This window comes from Methylobacterium sp. HJ2 (genome assembly GCF_056431005.1).
In genome coordinates, this window is the sequence record NZ_JBWJYM010000008.1 from 132,941 (window position 1) to 154,896 (window position 21,956).

Consider the following 21,956-nt stretch of genomic DNA (forward strand, 5'->3'; position numbering starts at 1 on the left):
GCGAAAACCAAGGCGCATCCCGTCACGATGCCGCTCGGCCCGGAACTTGCCGCGGCCGGGGCGCGCCGGATCCACAACTTCGCCTTGGTCGGGTGCGACGACGCCGAGGCCCCGGCGGAACCTGCCGATACGGCCTCGGTTGTGCCGGCAGCCGAGGCACCCTCTCGAGACTCTTAAGGACTCCGCGTGTTCAGACTCGATCGGATGATCGCGACCGTGACGATCACTCTGTGGGCCGCGGCCGCCGCGGCCGAGTCCGCCCCGAACGCGGAAGCCCCTCCCGTGCCGCCGGCGAGCCAGACGGCCCCGGCCGCCGTGCCCCCGGCGCCCCAGCAGGCCGCCCCGCAGCCCGCGCAGCAGGGCACGCCCGCGACCGTGCTCGACACCCAGGATTACGAGAGCGTGCTCGGCAAGGGCGTCCGGAGCGCCAACGGGGACGAGCTCGGGCGAATCATCGACATCATCATCGACAAGGACGGGCGGCCCCGCGCCGCGATCATCGATTTCGGCGGCTTCCTCGGCGTCGGCTCGCGCAAGATCGCCGTCGATTGGCGGGCGCTGCGCTTCACCACCGACGGGAAGCCCGGCCGGCTCTCGCTCCAGCTCAGCCGCAACCAGGTCCGCGTCTCGCCCGAATACAAGGCGGGCGAACCGATCGTGGTGCTCGGGCCGGCGAGCCCGGCGGCGGGGGAGGGCGACCAGGCCGGCGCGCCGGCGGTGCAGGCGCCCGCTTCGATCCAGGCCCCCGCGGCGGCGCAGGCTCCCGCAGGCGTGCAGGCTCCCGCAGGCGTGCAGGCTCCCGCAGGCCAGCCGGCTCCGACGAGCGCCCAGGCGCCCGCAGGAGCGGCGGCGTCGGCACCCGCAGGCATCCAGGGTCCGTCCGGTCCCGCCCCCTCCGGTGCGGGGGCGGGGGAGAGGGCCCCTGAACGATGACGGTGGCCCAGACCAAGGACGACCGACGCATCATCCCATTCCGCGAGCGCGACGTGCCACGCCACGAACTCCGCGCCCGCCCCGTGCGCCTGACGAGTACCGCCCTCGACGGTGCGGGCTCCGTCAAGCCCGAGCCCGTCGCGACGCGCGAGGCGGCCTCGCGCAAGAGCAGCCGCGGGCTCGACGCCTTCGCGTTCTTCGTCGCCAACCTGCAGACCGGCTTCGGCCCGTTCCTGGCCGTCTATTTCTCCCAGGCGAAGTGGACGCAGTCGGATATCGGCTTCGCCCTGACGGTCGGCAGCCTCGTCAGCCTCCTCGGTCAGGTGCCGGGCGGCGCCTTCGTGGACGCCGTCCGTTCGAAGCGCTTCGCGGCCGGCGTCGCGGTGATCGCGATCTCGGGAAGCGCCCTCGCGCTCGCGCTCTGGCCGACCTTCCTGATCGTGCTGCTCGCCATGGCGGCCCATTCGGCGGCGAGTTGCGTCCTGACGCCCGCGATCGCCGCGATCAGCATCGGGCTCGTCGGCCATGCCCGGGCGGGCGAACGGCTCGGCCGCAACGCCAGCTTCCAGGCGATCGGCAACGCCCTGGCCGCCGCCGGAATGGGCGCCTGCGGCTATTATCTCTCCAACGACGCGGTGTTCTACCTGACGGCGGCCCTCGTCGTGCCGACGATCATGGCCCTCTCGGCGATCCGCGCCGAGGAGATCGATGCGACCGTGCGGACGGAGGCGGCGCCGGCCGGCCCCTCGGCAGGCCAGGCCGGCGGGATCCGGGCGCTCCTGACCAATCGCGGGCTCCTCAGCTTCGCCGCCTGCATGGCCCTGTTCTTCCTGGCCAACGCCGCGATGCTGCCCCTGGTCGGCAGCGTCCTCACCCTGCGGGCCTCCGAGACCGCCACGGCGCTGGTCGCCGCCTGCATCATGGTCCCGCAGGCCGTGCTGGCGATCTGCGCGCCCGCGGTCGGGCGCTGCGCCGAGCGCTTCGGCCGCTATCCGATCCTGCTGGTGGGCTTCGCGGCGCTGCCGCTGCGCGGATTGCTGCTGGCCTACACGCAGGATCCCTATCTGCTCGTGGCGATCCAGGTCCTCGACGGCGTCTCGGCCTCCGTTCTCGGCGTGATGGTCCCCCTCGTGGTCTCCGACCTGACGCGCGGGACCGGCCGCTTCAACCTCGCTCTGGGCGCCGTCGGCACGGCGATGGGGATCGGGGCGGCGCTCTCGACCTCGGTGGCGGGAGTGATGGCCGACCGGCTCGGCAGCCAGGCGGCCTTCCTGGGCCTCGCCCTGATGGGCCTCGCCGCGTTCCTGCTCGTCGCCCTCATCATGCCCGAGACGCGCCGCCGGGCGCAGCCGGCATGATCCGACGGCCTTCGGCACCAAAATCGCTTCCGGTCAAGCGACGTTCAGGTTTTACCGGTATTAGGGGGCCCGGGGGCTGATCGGCGCGCGCGCGTGCAACATATGGTGACGCTGTCGCGTTGGCGGCTTGCGTCCCGCTCGCCCGCGTTCCAAGCCGTCCCCGTCCGCCGCAGATCAGCGTCGCTGAAAATCGAGATGGTCATCGCGATGGAAGACCTCTGCCAATACGCCGACCGGCCATTCGCCTTCGTCGCGCGCTACCTGAAGCGCCGGGCGCTGCCCCACGCGGTGATCCTCTGCGCCGTCCTCGGGGCGGTCGGCTTCTCGGTGAGCACGGATTACGCCCTGAAGGGCGTGGTGGACGCGCTGAGCAAGGGCCCGCAATCCGGCCTGGTCTGGGGCGCGCTCGCGGTGCTCGTCGCGTTCATCGCGGCCGACAACATGCTCTGGCGGGTGGCGAGCCTCATCGGAGCCTTCACCTTCGTGGGCGTGACGGGCGATATCCGGCGCGACCTGTTCCGGCATATGACCGGGCACTCGCCGACCTTCTTCGCCGATCGCCAGCCCGGCACCCTGGCCTCCCGCATCACGGCGACCTCGAACGCGATCTTCACGGTCGAGAACATGTTCGTGTTCAACGTGATGCCGCCCTGCGTCGCCGCGTTCGGGTCGATCGCCTACATCGCCACGGTCAACCCCACGATGGCGATGGTGCTCGCCGGGATCTTCGGCGCCGTCGTCGTGCTGATGTTCAAGATGGCCTCGGCCGGCAAGCCGCTCCACCACGACTTCGCCGCCAAGGCGGCGAGCGTCGATGGCGAGATGGTCGACCTCGTCGGCAACATGCCCCTCGTGCGCGCCTTCTCGGCGGTCAAGCGGGAGGGCGTGCGCTTCGAGGGCACCATCGCCACCGAGATGCGGGCGCGCCGCTCCTCGCTGCTCTACCTCGAGAAGCTGCGCATCGTGCACGCGATCCTCACCGTGCTCGCGGTGTTCGGCCTGCTCTACTGGGCGATCAAGATGTGGGAATCGGGTGCCGCCACCAACGGTCAGGTGGTGCTCGTCTGCACCCTCGGCATCCGCATCCTCGCCGCCACCCGCGACCTCGCGGTGGCCCTCGTCGATGCCACGCAGCACACCGCCCGCCTGTCCGAGGCGCTGCACACGCTGCTGCAGCCGCACGATCTCGTCGACCATCCGGAAGCCAAGGCACTGACCGGCCAGGGCGCCCGGATCACCTTCGACCACGTCGCCTTCGACTACCCGGACGGCCGCAGCGTCTTCACGGATTTCGATCTCCTGATCGAGCCGGGCCAGAGCGTCGGCCTCGTCGGCAAGTCGGGCGGCGGCAAGTCGACCCTGTTCTCGCTGCTGCAGCGCTTCTACGACGTGAAGGGCGGCCAGATCCGGATCAACGACCAGAACATCAACCTCGTGACGCAGGAATCTTTGCGCGCCGCCATCACGGTGGTGCCCCAGGACGTCTCGATGTTCCATCGCTCGCTGCGCGAGAACATCCGCTACGGGCGGCCGGAGGCGAGCGACGCGGAGGTCTGGCAGGCGGCCGAGGCCGCCCATTGCACGGATTTCATCAACGCCCTGCCGGAAGGCTTCGACACGATCGTGGGCGACCGCGGCGTCAAGCTCTCGGGCGGCCAGCGCCAGCGCATCGCCATCGCCCGGGCGATCCTCAAGAACTCGCCGATCCTGCTTCTCGACGAGGCGACCTCGGCGCTCGACGCCGAATCCGAGGAGGCGATCCGCCACGCGCTCGCCAACCTGATGAAGGGGCGGACCGTCATCGCGATCGCCCACCGGCTGTCGACGCTGAAGGATTTCGACCGGATCGTCGTGCTGGAAGGGGGCCGGATCGTTCAGGACGGCTCGCCCGACAAGCTGACCCACCTCGACGGCTTCTACCGGGAGCTGATGAAGAAGGAATCGATGTCGATGGCGCTCGCCGCCGCCTGAGCCGGCATCGGGCGACGGCGCGCACGATCGGCCGGACGTTTCCTCACCCGGTGGCGGAGCGTCGGCTCCGCCAGGGAGGGACAGGCCCGATCTCCACGGCGTCGCCGCGCGAGCGTCGAGAGAGCCGGCGCTCGCACGCCGGCCCGGTCGGTCAGGCCGCTCGGGCGGCCAGCGTGGCGTGCTCGGCCTGGACCAGCACGTCGAGGGCGCGCCACGGCTTCTGCATGAAGACCGCCTGCTCGGGCATCCGCGCGTCCGTTCCGGCGTCGTAGCCGGAGGTGACGACCACCCGGACCTCCGGCCAGCGGCGCTCGACCGTCCGCGCCAGCGACAGGCCGTCCATGGCACCGGGCAGGCGCACGTCGGCGAAGAGGAGGGCGACGTTGACGTCGGCGCGCTCCAGGACGGAGATAGCGGCCTCCGCGCTCGCGCAGGCAATCACCTCGAGATCGGTCTCCTCAAGCACGGCCGCGGCCAGGTTGCGCACGGCGTCGTCGTCCTCGACCACGAGTGCGACGGGGCAGGCGGGCAGAGATGGGCCCATGGAGTCTCCTTGGATGGTCTGGGATGCGGAGTGATGCCTCCCGGAGAGCGCCCCGCCTCTGCGCTGGGCCGCTGATTCTCCGAGTCGATGATGCTGCGCCCCCTCGGCGGACGGGACAAGAGTCCGATGGCGACGGTGCGGGTCCGGCCCGGAGAAAAGCACGCGCCGGAGATCGGTCACCGGGACCGGTCACCGGGGGGGGCGCCCCTGTTGCACGAACGCACGGGCGGCCGTCATGTTCAGCCGCCTTAACATCCTGTTCACCGAACGAGCCGGAATATTACCGTTCGAAGACGGTGACGCCCGATGCGGAACGGGGCTTGCTAGGTGGCTCTCGGGAGCCCCCCCGGCCCGCCTCGGGTCCGAACGCCACCCCTGCGCCGCGCCCGCTCCATGGGATCGCCGCAAGGATGCGATCTGTCGCCGGACTTCTCGAACGGAGGTGTGCGTCAGCCATGTGCCGCTTTCTCGCCTATAGCGGTGAGCCGGTCTTTCTCTCGGATCTCGTCTGCGCGCCGACGCACTCGCTCGTGCACCAGTCGCTGCACGCCGACGAGGGAAAGACCGAGACCAACGGGGACGGGTTCGGCATCGGCTGGTACGGCGAGCGCCCGGAACCGGGCGTCTATCGCGACATCTCCCCGGCCTGGTCCGACGAGAACCTCGTCAATCTCTGCGGTCAGGTCCGCGCCCGGACCTTCTTCGCGCATGTGCGGGCCTCGACCGGGACGGCGACCGCGCGGGCGAACTGCCATCCCTTCACGCATGGCCGCTTCCTGTTCATGCATAACGGCCAGATCGGCGGCTATCATCGGATCAAGCGGCGCCTCGAGGCTCTGATCCCGGACGACCTCTACGACGGACGCCGCGGCAGCACCGATTCGGAGGCGATCTTCCTGCTGGCGCTGGCCAACGGTCTGGCGCAGGACCCGGTCGGCGCGATGGCCCAGACCCTGGCGCAGATCCGCGGCCTGATGCAGGGCGCCGGAATCGCCGAGCCTCTGCGCTTCACGGCGCTGCTGACCGACGGCGAGACCCTGACGGCCTATCGCTGGGCCTGCGACGGGCGCCCGCCGAGCCTGTATTACCGCGAGACGGAGCGCGGCCTCGTGGTGGTCTCCGAGCCCATCGACGGCTGCCGCGAGGGCTGGAGCGTGGTGCCGAAGGGCGGCACCCTGCGGGCGCGCCGGGGCGGACCCGTGAGCGTGGAACTCTCCGAGGCGCGCCGCACGCCCGTGGCGGCCTGAGCGCGCCCGCGTCGCGCGGCCTGCGCGCGCGAGCCATGCCGTCCCGGACCTTGCCGCACGCCCGCCCGGGCTCGACATCTGGCGCGCCGGCTTCTACCGCCGGGCGCGCCAGGGATCGAGCGGGGACCATGTATCCGGACACCGAACTCCACATCGCCGGCACCTGGGGTGCGGGTGCCGATCGCCAGACGCTCGCCGTCCTCAACCCGGCCACCGGGGAGACCATCGGGCGCTGCGCCGTGGCCACCGAAGCCGATCTCGACCGGGCGCTCGAGGCCGCCTCGCGCGGCTTCTCCGCATGGCGCAAGGTCGCGCCCTTCGAGCGCGCCAAGGTGATGCGGCGGGCCGCCGATCTCCTGCGCGCGCGCGTCGAGGCAATCGCTCGGACGATGACGCTGGAGCAGGGCAAGCCGATCGCGGAGTCGCGGATCGAGGTGCTGGCCGCTGCCGACATCATCGACTGGTTCGCCGAGGAGGGGAAGCGTACCTATGGCCGCGTGATCCCGGCCCGCGCCGAGGGCGTGCTGCAGGTGGCCCTTCGCGAGCCCGTCGGCCCGGTCGCCTGCTTCACGCCCTGGAACTTCCCGATCAACCAGGCGGTCCGCAAGATCTCGGCGGCGCTCTGCACCGGTTGCTCGGTGATCATCAAGGGTCCGGAGGATACGCCGGCCGCCTGCGCCGCGCTGGTCCGCGCCTTCCTCGACGCCGGCCTGCCCGGCGACGTGCTCGCCCTCGTCTACGGCGACCCGGCCCGGATCTCCGGCTACCTCATCCCCCACCCGGTGATCCGCAAGATCTCGTTCACGGGCTCGACCGCGATCGGCAAGCAGCTCGCGGCGCTCGCCGGCCTGCACATGAAGCGCGCCACGATGGAGCTCGGCGGCCACGCGCCCGCGATCGTGTTCGCCGATGCGGATCTCGACAGGGCGGTGACGGTGCTCTCCGCCTCCAAGTTCCGCAATGCCGGTCAGGTCTGCGTCTCGCCGACCCGCTTCCTCGTCCACGACTCGGTGTTCGACCGCTTCGTCGACGGCTTCACCGCCTACGCCCGGGACCTCACGGTCGGCGACGGCCTCGATCCCGACACCCGGATGGGCCCGCTCGTGCATGGGCGCCGGCTCGAGGCGATGGAGGCGCTCGTCGCCGATGCCAGCGCCGCGGGCGCTGAGTTGCGCACCGGCGGCAAGCGCATCGGCAACCGCGGCAACTTCTTCGAGCCCACCGTCTTCACCGACGTGCCGCTGACGGCGCGGCTGATGAACGAGGAGCCGTTCGGCCCGATCGCGGCGATCCAGCGCTTCAGCCACGACGACGAGGCGCTGGCGGAGGCCAACCGCCTTCCCTTCGGCCTGGCGGCCTACGCCTATACCCGCTCGACCGAGCGGGCGACGCGGGTGCAGCAGGGCGTCGAGAGCGGCATGATCTCGATCAACCACCACGGCCTCGCCCTGCCGGAGACGCCCTTCGGCGGCGTCAAGGATTCGGGCTACGGCAGCGAGGGCGGCTCGGAGGCGCTCGAGGCCTATCTCGTCGCCAAGTTCGTCACGCAGGCGAATTTCTGACGGGGGCGATGGCCGCGCGGCCGTGCCGGCCGCGCGCGCGACCGATCAGCCGTTGCGGAAGGTATCGCTGTAGCCGTTGAGCGCCGGCGCGCCGCCGAGATGGGCGTAGAGCACCCGCGCGCCCTTCGGGAAGACGCCCTTTCGCACGAGATCGATCAGGCCCTGCATCGACTTCCCCTCGTAGACCGGGTCGGTGATCATGCCCTCCAGCCGCGCCGCGAGGCGGATCGCCTCGACCGTCTCCGTCGAGGGCACGCCGTAGACCGGATAGGCGTAATCCGCGTTGAGCACGACGTCGTCGGCGGTGACGGCCCGGGCGCCGATGAGCTCGGCGGTGTTGCGGGCGATCTCCAATACCTGCGCCTTGGTCTGGGCCGGGGTGCAGGAGGCATCGATGCCGATGACCTTGCGGGCGCGCCCGTCGGCGGCAAAGCCCACCACCATGCCGGCCTGCGTCGAGCCCGTGACGCTGCAGACGACGATGAAGTCGAACGCAAAGCCCATCTCGGCTTCCTGCGCGCGCACCTCCTCGGCGAAGCCCACGTAGCCGAGACCGCCGAACTTGTGGACCGAGGCGCCGGCGGGGATCGCGTAGGGCCGTCCGCCCTCGGCCTCGACCTCGGCGAGCGCGCGCGTCCAGCTCGCGCGGATGCCGATGTCGAAGCCGTCGTCGACGAGCTGGGTCTGCGCGCCCATGATGCGCGACAGCATGATGTTGCCCACCCGGTCGTAGACGGCGTCCTCGTGCGGCACCCAGGCCTCCTGGATCAGGCGGCACTTCAGCCCGAGCTTGGCGGCCACCGCCGCGACCATGCGCGTGTGGTTCGACTGCACGCCGCCGATCGTCACCAGGGTATCGGCGCCGCTCTCGAGCACGTCGGGCACGATGAATTCGAGCTTGCGCAGCTTGTTGCCGCCATAGGCCAGGCCGGAATTGCAATCCTCGCGCTTGGCGTAGATCGCGACGTCGCCGCCGAGATGGGCGGAGAGCCGCGGCAGGGGCTCGATCGGCGTCGGACCGAAGGTCAGCGGATAGCGCGCGAAGTTGGACAGCATGGGTCGCCTCCGGGGAACAAGCGGGCTGACGCTAGCAAAACTCCGCCGTAAGGTGCTTCCGAAAGCACCGCCTGATCTGGATGACACAACGCCGGATCGGCCCTCGCACGACCGATCGTTCCGTCCGGAGCCTAGTTCATGAAAGGATCGTCCGCCGCCCCTCCCGATAGGATCGACCTGAGGATCCTGCGCCTGCTGCAGGCGGACGGGCGCATGGGCAATGCCGAGATCGCCAAGCGCGTGAACACCAGCGCGGCCACCTGCCACCGGCGGATCCAGCGGCTGTTCGACGACGGCTACCTGCGCGGCGTCCGGGCGGAGATCGCCCCGGACAGGGTCGGCCTCGGCTCGCTGGTGATCGTCGGCGTGGTGCTCGATCGCTCGACGCCCGAGAGCTTCGCCGCCTTCGAGGCCGCCGCCAAGGCGATGCCGGCCATGCTCGACTGCCATCTGGTGGCGGGCGATTTCGACTACTTTCTGAAGATCCGCGTGCGCGACATCGCCGATTTCAACCGGCTCCACAGCGAGACGCTGATCGCGCTGCCCGGCGTGCGCCAGACCCGGACCTTCTTCGTGATGAAGGAGGTCGTCGACAACGCGCCGCTCGCCCTCTGAGCGCGGCTCAGGCGGCCTCGCCGTCGAGGCAGGCCCGGATCGCGTCGAGCAGCGCGGTGTCCTCGCCCGCCATCGCGTCCATCGCCGCCATCCGGCGCAGCACCGTCTGGGTGATCGCCTCCTCGACGGTGTCCTCCGCGTAGGCGTAGTGGATGATCGCGGCCTCGCCGTCGCGGTGGCAGCGGCCCTCGATCTGCGCGAGCTGGATCGCGCTGTGGCGCATGTCGTGGACGACGAGGGCGCGCGGGCGCTCGCCGCCCGGCATCTCGTTGCGGTGGAGCGAGATCGATTCCGTGACCGTGAACACGATGGCGTCGAGCGCCCCGGTCTGGAAGGCGATGCGGGCCGCCTCGTTGACCTCGGTGGCGCGGGTGCCGTCGATCGTGTCGACGCGCCAGCCCCGGCCGCGCAGGGTCTCCACGAGCGCCGCCCCGGTCTCCAGGAAGGCCACCGAGAGCGCGACCTGCTCGCCCGCCTCCATCAGCAGCTCGGCGAAATCGCAGGTTCCGGCTACCCGCAGGAGGCTCGCCTTCTGGCGAAAGCGCAGGTCCGCGGCCCAGCCCGCCGGGCGCCGGTTGCTGCCGCCGGCAAGGCCCCATTCGCGACGGAACTCCCGCCAGGTCGCGTCGTAGAGGCGACGCGCGTCGGGCTTCAGGGCGGTCGGCGCCAACTCCCGCTCCACCTCCGGCCAGCCGGCGATGTCGCCCGGGCGGCGGCGCAGGCCGATGGCGTCGGGGCCGGTGTAGAGCAGCTCCGCCATCACGGCGCAGTCGCGGGCATTGGCCGTCCACGACCAGTTCACCCAGCGCCCCTTGGCGCGGCCGATGCCCAGGCGCTGCATCAGGCCCCGGAATTCGGCCAGGGTGTCGACGGGGCTGCCGACCGCCGCGCCGAGCAGGCGTCCGAGATAGCCGAGCTCGTGCGGGGCCTGCCCCGCGGTGGCGCTCATGTAGACCGTGAAGGCGGCGGCCTCCGCGAGCTGGCGGCAGACCAAGCTCTGCTGGGCGTAGGGATTGCGGAGCCGGTGGCTCTCGTCGAACACCACCAGTGGCCAGCTTCGCCTGAGGCTGCCGTCCCGAGCGAGCTCGTTGTTGCGCGCCCGGGTCGAGCGCCGCTTGCTCGCGGGCGGCGGCGCCATCAGCGCCTTGGTCCGCTCGTAATTGACCAGGGTGACGTCCTTCTCGGCGAGACCGGCGCGCCGGATCGTGCGGCGCCATTGCGGCATCGCGCCCTTGGGGCAGACGACGAGCACCGCGGCCTCCGGCATCGCGGCGAGCGCCGACCAGACCGAGAGCGTCTTGCCGAGGCCCGTCATGTCGCCGAGCAGGAAGCCCGGCCGGCCGGTCGCGCGCGCCCGCAGGATGGCGCGGGCCGCCTCGACCTGATGAGGCCGCGCCACCAGGGCGGTCCCGATCTCCTGTACAGCCTCCGCCCTCATCCCGCCCCGCCTCGCGCCCCGGAGCGGGCCCTCTAGCAGATCCCGGCCGGACCCCGCAGGCCCGGAACGGCAAGGCATCCGGTGACGTTGCGCCAGGGCGGCGCGAACGGCGCGCGCGTATCCCGGAACGTGAGGATTCATGGCGCAGACGCATCCGTCGCGACTCTGGGTGGTTCGCCACGGCGAGAGCGCGGGCAACGTCGCGCGCGACGCGGCCCACGCGGCGGGCGAGACGCGCATCGCGATCGATGCCCGCGACGTCGACGTGCCGCTCAGCGCCCTGGGCGCGCGGCAGGCCGCGGCGCTCGGCCGCTGGTTCGCCGAGAAGCCCGCGGACGAGCGGCCGGACCTCGTGATGGCCTCGCCCTATCGCCGCGCCCTCGAGACCGCCCGGGCGATTCGCGATGCGGGCGGCGTCGCCCCGGAGACGCCGGGGCTCATCGTCGACGAGCGGCTGCGCGAGAAGGAGTTCGGCATCCTCGATCGGCTCACCCGCGCGGGGATCGAGCAATTGCATCCCGAGCAGGCGGAGCTGCGGGCCCTGCTGGGCAAGTTCTACCACCGGCCGCCGGGCGGAGAGAGCTGGTGCGACGTGATCCTGCGTCTGCGCGGGGCCCTCGACACCATCGGCCTGCATCACGGCGGGCGGCGCCTCCTGATCGTCGGGCATCAGGTCGTGGTGCTCTGCCTGCGCTACCTGATCGAGGGCCTCACCGAGGACGAGATCCTGGCGATCGACGCCGAGGGCGACGTCACCAATTGCGGGGTCACCGAATACGCCTTCTCGCCCGATGCGAGGTCCGGCGGCGGCCTCGTCCTGCGACGCTACAACCTCGTCGCGCCCCTTGAGCAGCGCGGGGCGGCCGTTACCTCCGAACCCGGGGCGGACGCCGCCGGTTGATCGCCAGGACCTCGGACGATCCGGGCGGCGACCCGGGCGGCGGAAAGGATGCCATGAGCGCGATCACGCCGGTCACCACCCATCTCCTGCGCGGCATGCGCCCGCCGGATCCCTCGGGCGACAGCAAGGATGCGCGCGGCCGCGTCCTCGTCGTCGCGGGCTGCCTGCCGGTTCCCGGGGCGGTGCTGCTCTGCGCGACCGCGGTGCTGCGTGCCGGGGCGGGAAAGATCCAGGTCGCCACCTGCCGCGACCTCACCATCCCGATCGGGCTCGCGATCCCGGAAGCGCTGGTCGTGGGGCTGGACCAGACCGAGGGCGGATGCATGGCCGGGCGGGCGGGCGCCGCGCTCGCGGAGCGCGCGGACCGGTGCGACGCCGTGCTGATCGGGCCCGGCATGATGGACGATTCGGATTCCGCCGCCCTCGCGGCCGGGATCGTCGCGGGCGCCCCGAAGCCCGGCTACGTGCTGGACGCGGGCGCCCTCGCCGCGCTCGCCGAGAATCCCGACCTCCTGCGCCGGCTCCACGCGCCCGCGATCATCACCCCGCACGCGGGTGAGATGGCCAGCCTGCTCGGGCGGACGCGCGACGCGATCGAGGCCGATCCCCTCGGCGCGGCGCGGGAAGCCTCCGCGCGCTTCGGCACGGTGACCGTGATGAAGGGCGGCGCGACGCAGATCGTCGCCCCGGACGGTACGGCCTATTGCTACGAATCCGGCCATGTCGGGCTCGCCACCGCCGGCTCCGGCGACACGCTCGCCGGCCTCGTCGCGGGCCTGCTCGCGCGCGGCACCGACCCCCTCGCCGCGGCCCTGTGGGGCGTGTGCGTGCACGGCGAGACCGGGCGCCGCCTCGCCCACCGGTACGGCGGCATCGGCTTCCTCGCCCGCGAGATCCTCGACGAGGCACCGCGCGTCATCGGCGAGATGCTGGGCTGAGGGCGGACCGGACCGAGGGATCCCGGGACTTCCCACTTAGGGTTTGACCTCAAATCGCTTGGTCACTTGAATGTCCGCAATGGGTGGGAAGCGGACGTGCGTAGTCGTGTCTTGAGGCTTGATGTAGGCTGTGGGGATGCTGCCGTTCGCACGCCCTGCCGGACTTGAAACTGACCGCCTCGGGTTGCGTGCTCTCAGGCTTGCAGACGCAGCACCGCTCTTCGCGACCTACACGAGCGATGCCGATGTGGCTCGCTACCTGCCCTGGCGGCCCCATCGTACGCAGGCCGAGACGGAGGCGATGATCCGCTACGGCGACGATCTAGCGGCGAGCGGATTGGCCTACCTCCTGGCCATCGTCTCACGGACAGACGACAACCTCATAGGCTTGCTCAACCTTGCCGATGGAGACCATGGCGTCTCGCTCGGCTTCGGGTTCGCCCAACAGCATTGGGGCAACGGATTCGGCAGCGAGATAGTCGCCAACGTTTTGGCTTGGTTGCTCGATCAACCCGCGATCTGGCGCGTCTGGGGCTACTGCGACGAGGCGAACGAGGCATCGGCCCGGGTCATGGCCCAGGTGGGGATGCAGTTCGAGGGAACTGTTCGCCGCTTCGCCACGCACCCCAACCTCTCGTCAGAGCCACGCGCCTGTAAGCTGTTTGCTGCTGTGCGCGAGTAATCAAGCAGGTTCGCTAAGGGGTCGAAAGCTGCCGCTCAAACGGCCAAGCTGATTGAGTCCAGACCATAGGGGAGCCGTTCTGTCGCGGTGACCGGGCGGCTCGGCCTGCGTTGGCCCCATGTCCGTTCAACACAGCATGGAGAGCCGAGATGGCAGCGACGACCTACAAGCTGAAACAGGCTCTGGCCGCCAAGGTCGACGGGCATGTCGAGATCGCGGTCGAGGCGCAGGACGGCACGCAGTTCAAGATCGTGGCGACGCCCGAGCAGCTCGACGCGCTGACGGGAGACCTGGAGAGCATCCTCGACGGCGAGGAGGGCGCGCCGGTCGCCTGACCGGAGAGGCCGGGCCGGCTCGCTCAGGCGGCCCAGCCGGCCTGCGACACGCGGCCCAGCCGGCCCGCGCAACGCGGGCCGGCCCTACAGGGCGGCCTCCGGCACGCGCTCGGGCCTGTCGGCGAACGTATCCCGCATCGGCCGCGCGATGCGTTCCAGCTCGCCCGGGTTGAGGATGCTGACGACGCGCTGGCGGATGGTGACGATCTGATCCTCGCGCAGGCGCCGCAGCACCCGGTTCACGTGCACGGAGGTGAGGCCGAGCACGTTTCCGAGCTGCTCCTGCGTCAGCGGGATGGTGAACCCGCGGACGCGGCCGTCCTGCGCGTCGTCCGGGGTCAGCCGGGCGCTGAACTCGAGGAGCATGTAGGCGATGCGCTCCTCGGCGCTGCCCTGGCCGAGGGCGACCACCCAATTGTGCAGCCGCCGCTCCTCCTCGACGATCTGCCACGTGCAGCGCAGGGCCAGATCCGGGTCGCTCTCGAAGGCCGTGCGCAGGCGGGCCTGGTCGATCCGGTCGGCGGTGACATCCGAGAGCGCCACCACCGCATCGGTCTGCCGGGCGACGAACATGCTCTTGATGCCGAACAGGTCCCCCGGCAGGAACACGATGAGGTACTGCATCCGGCCATCGGCGAGGCTGCGCACCCGGCCCACCCAGCCGGTTCGCAGGCGGTAGACGTATTCATGCTGGGTGCCCTGCTGCACGATCGTCGTGCCGGCAGGGATCATGCGCGGATGGCCCGCGATCAGGGCATCGAGCTTGAGGTCGCCGCTGGCGAGGGCGTCCGCGAGTTCGGGTCGGTGCAGGCAGGTCGATCGGAGCATGGTGTATCGGCTGGTTGCCGAGGTTGATTGTCAAGGTCGTGTCTGGCCTGATCGGCAACGCAGAACGCCGCGCCGGGCTCCCGCAGCGCCTGGACGCGGCGCGGGCCGCCCCGTTCACGGATCTGCGAGCGGCCCGCTCACGGCGCGTCCCGCATCAGCTCCTCCGGCAGGATCGCGGAGGCGTCCTGCCGGGCGACGATCTCGGAGAGGGGCACCGGGCGGTAATTCCAGGCGTCGACGCCGACATCGCAGGAGAGCCGCGTATCAGCGATCGTTCCGTGCGTGTGGCCGTAGAGATGGCGCGTCCCCCGCCACAGCCCCGGCCAGGCGCGATGCGCGTAATGGGCGAGGAAGAGGCGGACGCGCTCGCCCCCGTCCTGCACCGTGACGCGGAGGCTCTCGGTCGGGGCCGACGACCAGGGCAGCTCCAGCACGCGGTTGCTGTCGTGGTTGCCGCGCACGAGGCGCTTGCGCCCGTTGAGGCGCGCGAACACGGCCGCGCAATAGTCGCGGCTCGCATGAGCGGCGAAGTCTCCCACGTGCCAGATCTCGTCGTCGGGCGCGACGGCGTCATTCCAGCCGGCGATCAGGGCCTCGTCGTGCGCTTCGATCGTGCCGAAGCGGGCGCCGCGCTGGCGCAGGATGTGACGGTCCCCGAAATGGGTGTCGGCGGTGAAGAAGACGGGCATGCTCTCGAAGGCGCGGCTCGGGCCCCGGGAAGATGGCGCGGCGACCGGCCTGTGCCAGCCTGGACCGGGCGCGACGGAGCGCGACAGGGAGCGAGCAGGGCGCGGCGATGCGCCCGCGCCGGGCTCCGGGTCTCGCAAGCGTGACTTAAGGGCTGGTTAAGCTTTCCAAACGCACGTGTAAGATCGTTGGCGTTCGACATTCAGGGCGAGGCCCGGCCCCGGGCCGGGACTGGGGCGGTGTGGATGGGGTTTCCTGTAACGGCCGACGAGGCCGATCGCCTCGGGGCACTGCGGGCGCTCGGCACGCTCGGCGTGGACACCAAGCCGCATCTCGCCGCGATCTGCCGCACCGCCGCCAGCCTGTTCGGCGTGCCGATCGCCGTCGTCCCGTTGATCGACGAGGACCATCTCCGCTTCAGCGCCGCCTGCGGGACGGAGGACACCCAGCTTCCCCGCGAGGGCGCCTTCTGCGCCCACACCATCCTGTCGGACGACATCCTCGTCGTCGAGGACACCTTGCGCGATCCCCGCTTCGCGCAGGTGCCCCTGGTCACCGGCCCCGCGGCGATCCGCTTCTACGCGGGCGCCCCGCTGATCGTCGCCCCGGGGCTGCGCGTCGGCACGCTCTGCCTCCTCGACACCGCGCCGCGCCAATTCTCCGAGGCGCAGCGGCGGCAGCTCCAGGATCTCGCCGGGGTGGTGGTCGGGCAGCTGCGCCTTCAGGAGGCCAATCAGCGCCAGCAGCAGGAGATCGCCGCGCGCGAATCGAGCGAGGCGCGCTACCGGGCGCTGGCCGACGCCCTGCCGCAGCTGATCTGGATCTTCTCCGTCGAGAGCGGCGAGAACGCCTACGTCAACCAGCAGTTCGAGCGCTATTACGGGGCGATCGGGCCGAGCCGGGCGGCGCGGCTCGCCCGCAACCACCCGGACGATGCGGAGCACATGGACCGGGCGTGGCGCACGGCCCGTCGGACCGGCAGCCCCTACCGCATCGAGGGCCGCCTGCGCCGTCATGACGGGGTGTACCGCTGGCACAAGCTGGTGATGATCCCGATCCGCCAGCGCGGCGAGGTCGTGGCCATGCTGGGCACCGCGCTCGACATCGACGAGATCATCACCGCCCGCCGCAAGCTCGAGGAGACGGGGAACCTGCTGCAGCTCGCCCAGGATACGGCCGGGGCCGGCACCTGGGGCCTCGACCTCCAGACCAATCGGATCACGTGGTCGGCCGAGAGCGCCAAGCTGCACGGCATCGACGCCCCGCAGGGCTACGCCCTCGATGCGGCCGAGTGGCTGCAGCTGATCGACCGGGCGGACGGCGAGGTCGCGATGGCGGCCGCGCACCGCGCCGCCGAGACGCGCAACAGCTTCTCCATCGAGTTCCGCGTCCCGGCAGCGGACGGCAGCGTGCGCTGGATCAACGGCACCGGCCGCGCGATCTACGATTCCGAGGGGCGCCCGCTGCGGGTGATCGGCCTCAACATCGACGTGACGGCCCACAAGGCGGCCGAGGCCGCCTTGCTCGGCGCAAAGGCGGCGGCCGAGGCAGCGCGGGGCGAGGCCGAGCGGGCGAGCGCGGCCAAGAGCGATTTCCTCGCGACGATGAGCCACGAGATCCGCACCCCGCTGAACGGCGTGCTCGGCTACGCGGATCTCCTCGTGGACGAGCTGGAGCCCGGGACGGTGGCGCGCCTCCATGCCGAGCGCATCCGCGGAGCGGGCTCGACGCTGCTCGCCGTGGTCAACGACGTCCTGGATTTCTCCAAGATCGAGGCGGGGCAGATCGAGCTGATCAGCGAGGCCTTCGCCCCGGCCGACCTCGCCGATCAGGTCGTGGCGATCATGCGGGTCGGCGCCGACCAGAAGGGGCTCGAGATCGCCGTCGAGGCGGCGCCCGGCCTGCCCCGGCAGGTGATCGGCGATCCCGACCGTCTGCGGCAGGTGCTGCTGAACCTGCTGAACAACGCGGTGAAGTTCACGGCGCGGGGCGGCGTCACGCTCGCGATGCGGCCGGACGTTGCGGGGCTGCGCTTCTGCGTCCGCGACACGGGCATCGGGATCGAAGCGGGCAAGCAGGCGCACCTGTTCGAGCGCTTCTCCCAGGTCGACGGGACGATCCAGCGCGATTACGGCGGCACCGGCCTCGGGCTCGCCATCTCCAAGCAGCTCGTGGAGCTGATGGGCGGCACGATCGGGCTCGAGAGCGTGCCGGGGGCGGGGTCGACCTTCTGGTTCGTGCTGCCCCTGCCCTCGGCGGAGACGGGGGCGGCCATCGCGGATCCGGCCGCCGCGGCGCCGTCCTGGCGCTCGCGCCGCCTGCTGCTCGTCGAGGACGTGCCGCTGAACCAGGAGCTCGCTCTCGCCGTCCTGCGCGGGGCGGGCCACGCGGTCGATGCGGTGTCGAGCGGGCAGGATGCGGTGGCGGCGGTGCAGGCGGCGCCCTACGATCTCGTGCTGATGGACGTCCAGATGCCCGGGATGGACGGACTCGCCGCGACGCGGGCGATCAGGGCCCTCGACGGCCCGGTCGCCGCGGTTCCGATCGTGGCCATGACGGCGAACGTGCTGCCCGAGCAGGTGGCGGCCTTCCAGGAGGCGGGGATGAACGATCACGTCGGCAAGCCGTTCAAGCGCGCCGCGCTCCTGGAGACGATCGAGCGCTGGACCGCGGCCCGCTCCGAGGCGGCGCCGGCGACGGGCACGCTCGACCTGACCACCTTCGCCGAGGTCTCCGCCGCGGTCGGGCCGGACCGGATGAAGCAGCTGCTCGCGACGCTCGCCCACGAGCTCAGCGAGCGCTTCGGCCCGGACGGCACGCTGCCCGAGCGCGAGCAGCTGGCCCACGACGCGCACGCCATGGTCTCGGCGAGCGGCGTCCTCGGCTTCACCGAATTCGCCAAGCTCTGCCGCGAGGTGGAGCTCGCCTGCAAGCGGCGCGGCGGGTACGAGCCCGTGCTCGAGCGCCTGCACCACGCGCGCCGCGCGGTGATGCAGGAGATCGAGGCGCTGCGCGCCGCCTGAGGGCGATCCTCAGCGCCGCAGCTCGGCGAGGAGCCTGCGCGTCACGGCGTCGGCCGCGTCGTGCTGCACCCAATGCGTCGCCTCGGGCAGCCATTCGAGGCTGCCCCGGTCGCATTCCGCGAGGCTGGCCTCGGCGAGGCCAGCCTGAAGGGCGTGATCGCGCCGGCCCCACAGGATCAGCGTCGGCACCGTGACGCGGGGCGGGCGCCGCCGGGGCAGGCGCGCGAGGGCCCGGTACCAGTTCAGCATCGCGGTCATCGCTCCGGGCTGCAGCCACGCCTCGGCATAGCGGTCGAGATCCGCCTCCGAGAAGGACCCGCGCCGGCTCGTCTCCCGCAGGGCGCGCCGCAGCAGGGCGGCGCCGTCGGCGGTGAGCCGGCGCTCGGGCAGGCCCGGGATCTGGAAGAAGGCCGCGTAGGCGCTGCGCAGGATCTGCCCGGGATGGCGCCGCAGATAGGGCCCGAAGACGGCCGGGTGCGGCCCGTTGAGGACGATCAGGCGTTCGATCCGCTCGGGGTGGAAGCAGGCGGTCCACCACGCGACGAGGCCGCCCCAATCGTGTCCCACGAGGCGGAAGCGGCCGATGCCCTTCGCATCGGCGAGCGCGATCACGTCGCCGGCCAGACGATCGAGATGGTAGGCCGGGAGGCCCGCGGGCTTGCCGCTGAGATTGTAGCCGCGCTGATCCGGCGCCAGGACCCGGAAGCCGGCCTCGGCGAGGGGCCCGATCTGCCTGTGCCAGCCGTACCAGAACTCCGGGAAGCCGTGGAGCAGGATGACCGGAGGACCGTCGGCGGGACCGGCCTCGGCGAGGTGAAGCCTCACCTCCGGCAGGCTCACCTGCGTGAAGACGATCCCGTCGCTGTCCATGCCGCGCCTCCTTCCGCCCGCCATCATCGAGGGGGCGAACCCCGCGGCGGCCGGGCGGGTTCGCCGCGCGTCGCCCGTCAGCCGCCCGGGATCGCCAGGGGGTTGTCGGTCAGGGCGGCGGCGTCCGCGGTATCGATCTGCGGCCGGCCCAGGAAGGCGTCCCACAGCCGGGTGACGAAACCGGGATCGAGGTCGCGCACGATCAGGACGAGGCGCGAGGTGCGGTCCTCGTCGGGCCAGGCCGGCAGGGTGACGGGGGCGTGCACGACGTGCTGGACGCCGTGGACCACCACCGGCCTGTCCGGCGCGTCGGCGAGGGCGACGAGGCCCTTGAGCCGCAGGAGCTTCGGTCCGTGGCCGGACCGCAGAAGGTCCAGGAACATCTCGAAGGCGGCCCGGGGGACCGGCACGTCGCTGGTGAGGCTGAAGGCCCGGATCGCGGCGTCGTGCCGGTTCACGTCGTCGGTGTGGCCCGGCTCCTCCGCGACGGCGCCGAGCCAGGCCCGCACGTCCGCGGCCTTGCCGTCGAGGCCGAACAGGCCGCCGAGCAGGCGATCGGCCGGCAGGTCGGGCGCCTCGATCGGCGCGGCCGGATTGAGCTGCCGCAGGCGCTGCCGGAGCGCCGCGGTGTCGGGGGCGAGATCCGCCTTCGTCAGGACCAGCCGGTCGGCCACCGCGACCTGCCGCAGGGCCTCGGCATGGGCGTCGAGGGTGGAGAGCCCGTTCACCGCATCGACGACGGTGACCACCGCCTGCAGCCGGTACCGCATCACGAGGTAGGGATGATAGATCAGGGCGTGCAGGATCGGCGCCGGGTCGGCCAGACCCGTCGTCTCGATCACCACGCGCCGGAACGGCGCGATGCGGCCGTTGTCGCGCTTGCGCAGCAGATCCTCGAGCGTGGCGATCAGGTCGCCCCGCACGGTGCAGCAGAGGCAGCCGGCCCCGAGCAGCACCATGTCCTCGTCGACCCGCTCGATCAGGAGATGATCGAGGCCGATCTCGCCGAACTCGTTCACGAGAACGACCGTGTCGGCGAGCGCAGGATCGGCGAGCAGCCGGTTCAGCAGCGTCGTCTTGCCCGCGCCGAGAAACCCGGTGAGCACGGTGAGCGGGATCGGCTCGGGACGGCGTGGGGCGTCGGACATGTCCGGAGGCCTATCCTGCCGCCCGCGCGGGCTCAACCGGCCCGCGCGAGGCTTGGGGCTCTCGGGAAGGGCCTCAGAAGGCGCCGACCAGCAGCGTCAGCCCGGAGAGCGCGACCGCCGCGCCCATCGCCGGGGCCGCCTCGCGCCGTCCGACGAGGAGCCCGAGGCCGAGCCCGGCCGCGTGGAGGAGCGCGGTCGCCGCCAGGAAGCCGAACCCGTAGGCGAGGCCGGAGGCCGTCTCCGGCATCTCGGCGCCGTGCGCATAGCCGTGGAACACCGCGAACACGCCGACGAGCACCACGAGGCCGGGCAGCGCGCGGCGGGCGCCGAACACGATGGCGAGGCCGAAGGCGACGAGCGAGAGCGCGATGCCGGTCTCGGGAGCGGGCAGGGCGACGCCCGTCGCGCCGAGGGCCGCGCCCACGGCCATCATGGCGAGGAAGGCGCCGGGCAAAGCCCAGCGCGCGGCACCGCCGCGGAGCGCGGCGAGCAGGCCGACCGCCACCATCGCCAGGACATGGTCGAGCCCGCCGATCGGGTGCGCGAACCCGTGCGCGAAGCCCGCGGCCTCGCCGTGGCCCGGATGGGCGAGCGCCGCCCCCGGGAGCAGGAACAGCAGGGCCGGCAGCAGCGGCAGCACGCGTCTCGTCATCGAGGGCCTCTCAGGTTTCATCGCAGCGGGCATGGAAGCGCTATTCCATGGTCGGGGCAAGCTTCTGCACGCCCGGCACGTCCTCGCCGAGCCATGCGGCGTTCTTGGCGGTGCCGTCGAAGGTCGCGCTCGTCTTGAACAGCTCGTACTTGCCCTCCAGGGCGTAGGGACGGCTGCGCCCGAGCAGCTCGGCCACCGTCGCCTTGTCCATCGGCCGGAAGGTCTTCACCGCCTCGAAGGCCTGATCGAGGTCGCGCTGGCTCTGGATCCCGGTGATCACCACCGAAACCGGCAGGTTGAGGGAGAAGTGCAGGTACTCGATCGGCTTGATCGGGGCATCGCTCTTGAGGATCACCCCGTCGCCGAAGGTCTTCATGGCGAGCGGGGCGATGCCGTTCTGCACGAGGTAGGGCAGCACGAGGTGGCCGAACGAGCGGAAATGCGCGTCCATCACGTTGAGGGGCATCTGCACCGAATCGAACTGGAATCCGCGCTCGGCGGCGACCTCCAGCATCTGAAGGTGGATGCGCGGATCCTTGTGCCCGGTGAAGCCGATATAGCGCAGCTTGCCCGCCTTCTTCGCCTCGACGAAGGCCTCCATCGCGCCGCCCTCGGCGAAGACCCGGTCGGGATCGTCGTAGCGCAGGATCTCGTGGTGCTGGACGAGGTCGATCCGGTCGGTGCGCAGGCGCTTCAGGGAGGTGTCGATCTGCTTCGTCGCCTCCTCCTTGGTCCGCCCGTCCATCTTGGACATCAGGAAGACCTTGTCGCGATAGCCGCCCTGCGAGAGGGCGACGCCCATGCGCAGCTCGGAGCGGCCCTCGTTGTAGTCCCAGCAATTGTCCATGAAGGTGATGCCGCGATCGACGCCGGCATGGATCAGCCGCGTCGCCTCGTCGTCGCTCACCGCGCTCTTGCCGAGATGGAAGCCGCCCATGCCGATGGCGGAGATGCGCTCGTCGTGGCGGCCGAAGCGGCGGTAGAGCATCTCGCCCCGGTGCTCGCCGGGATCGCCGACGAGGGGCAGGTCGGCCGGATCCTGGGGCCGGGTGTTGGGCAGGCCCGGGGCGGTCACGGCCGCACCCGCGCTGCCGGAGGCGGCAAGACCTGCGCCGAGGGCGGCGCCCTGAAGGAAGCTGCGGCGTTCCATGATGGTTCTCCTGGCTCG

At 71.5% G+C, this 21,956-nt stretch carries 20 protein-coding genes; 11 read left to right on the forward strand and 9 right to left on the reverse strand.

The window, feature by feature from the left end; translation table 11 throughout:
* Window positions 1-186: 186 nt before the first annotated feature.
* The 3 genes from ACS5RC_RS19265 (at window position 187) to ACS5RC_RS19275 (ending at window position 4,262) form a co-directional block, all read left to right on the forward strand.
* Window positions 187-933 (forward strand): PRC-barrel domain-containing protein, encoded by a 747-nt coding sequence (locus ACS5RC_RS19265; protein WP_478345515.1) that lies wholly within the window; start codon window positions 187-189, stop codon window positions 931-933.
* The gene (locus tag ACS5RC_RS19270; protein ID WP_478345516.1) at window positions 930-2,291 is read left to right on the forward strand and encodes an MFS transporter; all 1,362 of its coding nucleotides are present in this window, start codon (window positions 930-932) and stop codon (window positions 2,289-2,291) included. Before ACS5RC_RS19265 ends, ACS5RC_RS19270 begins: the two co-directional genes overlap by 4 nt.
* 207 nt (window positions 2,292-2,498) lie before the next feature.
* Window positions 2,499-4,262: an ABC transporter ATP-binding protein gene (locus ACS5RC_RS19275; protein WP_478345695.1), complete on the forward strand. Its 1,764-nt coding sequence runs from the start codon at window positions 2,499-2,501 to the stop codon at window positions 4,260-4,262.
* A 151-nt stretch (window positions 4,263-4,413) separates the two neighbouring features.
* On the opposite strand, the gene ACS5RC_RS19280 is transcribed toward ACS5RC_RS19275, so the two are convergent.
* Window positions 4,414-4,806: a response regulator gene (locus ACS5RC_RS19280; RefSeq protein ID WP_478345517.1), complete on the reverse strand. Its 393-nt coding sequence runs from the start codon at window positions 4,804-4,806 to the stop codon at window positions 4,414-4,416.
* A 455-nt stretch (window positions 4,807-5,261) separates the two neighbouring features.
* Here ACS5RC_RS19280 and ACS5RC_RS19285 point away from each other — a divergent pair, with 455 nt between their 5' ends.
* Together ACS5RC_RS19285 and ACS5RC_RS19290 are read left to right on the forward strand one after the other, a co-directional pair.
* Window positions 5,262-6,053 carry a class II glutamine amidotransferase gene (locus ACS5RC_RS19285; protein WP_478345518.1) on the forward strand — a complete coding sequence of 264 codons (792 nt, stop codon included), beginning with the start codon at window positions 5,262-5,264 and terminating at the stop codon, window positions 6,051-6,053.
* A gap of 128 nt (window positions 6,054-6,181) precedes the next feature.
* Complete coding sequence (locus tag ACS5RC_RS19290; RefSeq protein WP_478345519.1) at window positions 6,182-7,615, forward strand: NAD-dependent succinate-semialdehyde dehydrogenase; 1,434 nt, start codon at window positions 6,182-6,184, stop codon at window positions 7,613-7,615.
* Window positions 7,616-7,660: 45 nt separating this feature from the next.
* Here the strand turns inward: ACS5RC_RS19290 and ACS5RC_RS19295 are convergent, their stop codons facing one another.
* The gene (locus ACS5RC_RS19295; RefSeq protein WP_478345520.1) at window positions 7,661-8,671 is read right to left on the reverse strand and encodes a 1-aminocyclopropane-1-carboxylate deaminase; all 1,011 of its coding nucleotides are present in this window, start codon (window positions 8,669-8,671) and stop codon (window positions 7,661-7,663) included.
* A gap of 138 nt (window positions 8,672-8,809) precedes the next feature.
* Between ACS5RC_RS19295 and ACS5RC_RS19300 the strand changes: the two genes are divergently transcribed.
* Window positions 8,810-9,286, forward strand: a complete 477-nt coding sequence (locus ACS5RC_RS19300; protein ID WP_478345521.1) for an Lrp/AsnC family transcriptional regulator — start codon at window positions 8,810-8,812, stop codon at window positions 9,284-9,286.
* Window positions 9,287-9,293: 7 nt separating this feature from the next.
* On the opposite strand, the gene ACS5RC_RS19305 is transcribed toward ACS5RC_RS19300, so the two are convergent.
* A complete protein-coding gene (locus ACS5RC_RS19305) occupies window positions 9,294-10,724 on the reverse strand; it encodes an SNF2-related protein (RefSeq protein WP_478345522.1) in 1,431 nt (476 codons plus the stop codon).
* Window positions 10,725-10,863: 139 nt separating this feature from the next.
* Between ACS5RC_RS19305 and ACS5RC_RS19310 the strand changes: the two genes are divergently transcribed.
* The 4 genes from ACS5RC_RS19310 (at window position 10,864) to ACS5RC_RS19325 (ending at window position 13,580) form a co-directional block, all read left to right on the forward strand.
* Window positions 10,864-11,625: a histidine phosphatase family protein gene (locus ACS5RC_RS19310; protein ID WP_478345523.1), complete on the forward strand. Its 762-nt coding sequence runs from the start codon at window positions 10,864-10,866 to the stop codon at window positions 11,623-11,625.
* A 53-nt stretch (window positions 11,626-11,678) separates the two neighbouring features.
* Entirely contained in the window at window positions 11,679-12,563 is an 885-nt protein-coding gene (locus ACS5RC_RS19315) for an NAD(P)H-hydrate dehydratase (protein WP_478345524.1), read from the forward strand.
* Window positions 12,564-12,699: 136 nt separating this feature from the next.
* A complete protein-coding gene (locus ACS5RC_RS19320) occupies window positions 12,700-13,245 on the forward strand; it encodes a GNAT family N-acetyltransferase (RefSeq protein WP_478345525.1) in 546 nt (181 codons plus the stop codon).
* A 149-nt stretch (window positions 13,246-13,394) separates the two neighbouring features.
* Window positions 13,395-13,580, forward strand: coding sequence for a hypothetical protein (locus tag ACS5RC_RS19325; protein ID WP_478345526.1), 186 nt, complete (start codon window positions 13,395-13,397; stop codon window positions 13,578-13,580).
* Between the two features lie 84 nt (window positions 13,581-13,664).
* Here the strand turns inward: ACS5RC_RS19325 and ACS5RC_RS19330 are convergent, their stop codons facing one another.
* Window positions 13,665-14,408 carry a Crp/Fnr family transcriptional regulator gene (locus ACS5RC_RS19330; protein ID WP_478345527.1) on the reverse strand — a complete coding sequence of 248 codons (744 nt, stop codon included), beginning with the start codon at window positions 14,406-14,408 and terminating at the stop codon, window positions 13,665-13,667.
* Window positions 14,409-14,545: 137 nt separating this feature from the next.
* A complete protein-coding gene (locus ACS5RC_RS19335; protein ID WP_478345528.1) occupies window positions 14,546-15,097 on the reverse strand; it encodes a metallophosphoesterase in 552 nt (183 codons plus the stop codon).
* A gap of 243 nt (window positions 15,098-15,340) precedes the next feature.
* On the opposite strand from ACS5RC_RS19335, the gene ACS5RC_RS19340 reads away from it, so the two are divergent.
* On the forward strand, window positions 15,341-18,118 hold the full coding sequence (locus tag ACS5RC_RS19340; RefSeq protein WP_478345529.1) for an ATP-binding protein: 2,778 nt from the start codon (window positions 15,341-15,343) through the stop codon (window positions 18,116-18,118).
* Window positions 18,119-18,127: 9 nt separating this feature from the next.
* On the opposite strand, the gene ACS5RC_RS19345 is transcribed toward ACS5RC_RS19340, so the two are convergent.
* The 4 genes from ACS5RC_RS19345 to ACS5RC_RS19360 form a co-directional block, all read right to left on the reverse strand.
* Window positions 18,128-18,988 carry an alpha/beta fold hydrolase gene (locus ACS5RC_RS19345; protein ID WP_478345530.1) on the reverse strand — a complete coding sequence of 287 codons (861 nt, stop codon included), beginning with the start codon at window positions 18,986-18,988 and terminating at the stop codon, window positions 18,128-18,130.
* A 77-nt stretch (window positions 18,989-19,065) separates the two neighbouring features.
* Window positions 19,066-20,136, reverse strand: a complete 1,071-nt coding sequence (locus ACS5RC_RS19350) for a CobW family GTP-binding protein (protein WP_478345531.1) — start codon at window positions 20,134-20,136, stop codon at window positions 19,066-19,068.
* 73 nt (window positions 20,137-20,209) lie between these two features.
* The gene (locus ACS5RC_RS19355) at window positions 20,210-20,788 is read right to left on the reverse strand and encodes a HupE/UreJ family protein (RefSeq protein ID WP_478345532.1); all 579 of its coding nucleotides are present in this window, start codon (window positions 20,786-20,788) and stop codon (window positions 20,210-20,212) included.
* 40 nt (window positions 20,789-20,828) lie between these two features.
* A complete protein-coding gene (locus ACS5RC_RS19360; RefSeq protein WP_478345533.1) occupies window positions 20,829-21,938 on the reverse strand; it encodes an aldo/keto reductase in 1,110 nt (369 codons plus the stop codon).
* Window positions 21,939-21,956: the final 18 nt, after the last annotated feature.

Excerpts from the sequence above, each read along its gene's own strand:
- ACS5RC_RS19270 (WP_478345516.1), top strand. The coding sequence starts at position 930 with ATGACGGTGGCCCAGACCAAGGACGACCGACGCATCATCCCATTCCGC.
- ACS5RC_RS19335 (WP_478345528.1), bottom strand. The coding sequence starts at position 15,097 with ATGCCCGTCTTCTTCACCGCCGACACCCATTTCGGGGACCGTCACATC.
- ACS5RC_RS19285 (WP_478345518.1), top strand. The coding sequence starts at position 5,262 with ATGTGCCGCTTTCTCGCCTATAGCGGTGAGCCGGTCTTTCTCTCGGAT.
- ACS5RC_RS19305 (WP_478345522.1), bottom strand. The coding sequence starts at position 10,724 with ATGAGGGCGGAGGCTGTACAGGAGATCGGGACCGCCCTGGTGGCGCGG.
- ACS5RC_RS19325 (WP_478345526.1), top strand. The coding sequence starts at position 13,395 with ATGGCAGCGACGACCTACAAGCTGAAACAGGCTCTGGCCGCCAAGGTC.
- ACS5RC_RS19355 (WP_478345532.1), bottom strand. The coding sequence starts at position 20,788 with ATGACGAGACGCGTGCTGCCGCTGCTGCCGGCCCTGCTGTTCCTGCTC.
- ACS5RC_RS19315 (WP_478345524.1), top strand. The coding sequence starts at position 11,679 with ATGAGCGCGATCACGCCGGTCACCACCCATCTCCTGCGCGGCATGCGC.
- ACS5RC_RS19345 (WP_478345530.1), bottom strand. The coding sequence starts at position 18,988 with ATGGACAGCGACGGGATCGTCTTCACGCAGGTGAGCCTGCCGGAGGTG.
- ACS5RC_RS19360 (WP_478345533.1), bottom strand. The coding sequence starts at position 21,938 with ATGGAACGCCGCAGCTTCCTTCAGGGCGCCGCCCTCGGCGCAGGTCTT.
- ACS5RC_RS19320 (WP_478345525.1), top strand. The coding sequence starts at position 12,700 with ATGCTGCCGTTCGCACGCCCTGCCGGACTTGAAACTGACCGCCTCGGG.
- ACS5RC_RS19300 (WP_478345521.1), top strand. The coding sequence starts at position 8,810 with ATGAAAGGATCGTCCGCCGCCCCTCCCGATAGGATCGACCTGAGGATC.
- ACS5RC_RS19310 (WP_478345523.1), top strand. The coding sequence starts at position 10,864 with ATGGCGCAGACGCATCCGTCGCGACTCTGGGTGGTTCGCCACGGCGAG.
- ACS5RC_RS19295 (WP_478345520.1), bottom strand. The coding sequence starts at position 8,671 with ATGCTGTCCAACTTCGCGCGCTATCCGCTGACCTTCGGTCCGACGCCG.
- ACS5RC_RS19290 (WP_478345519.1), top strand. The coding sequence starts at position 6,182 with ATGTATCCGGACACCGAACTCCACATCGCCGGCACCTGGGGTGCGGGT.
- ACS5RC_RS19350 (WP_478345531.1), bottom strand. The coding sequence starts at position 20,136 with ATGTCCGACGCCCCACGCCGTCCCGAGCCGATCCCGCTCACCGTGCTC.
- ACS5RC_RS19280 (WP_478345517.1), bottom strand. The coding sequence starts at position 4,806 with ATGGGCCCATCTCTGCCCGCCTGCCCCGTCGCACTCGTGGTCGAGGAC.
- ACS5RC_RS19330 (WP_478345527.1), bottom strand. The coding sequence starts at position 14,408 with ATGCTCCGATCGACCTGCCTGCACCGACCCGAACTCGCGGACGCCCTC.
- ACS5RC_RS19275 (WP_478345695.1), top strand. The coding sequence starts at position 2,499 with ATGGAAGACCTCTGCCAATACGCCGACCGGCCATTCGCCTTCGTCGCG.
- ACS5RC_RS19340 (WP_478345529.1), top strand. The coding sequence starts at position 15,341 with ATGGGGTTTCCTGTAACGGCCGACGAGGCCGATCGCCTCGGGGCACTG.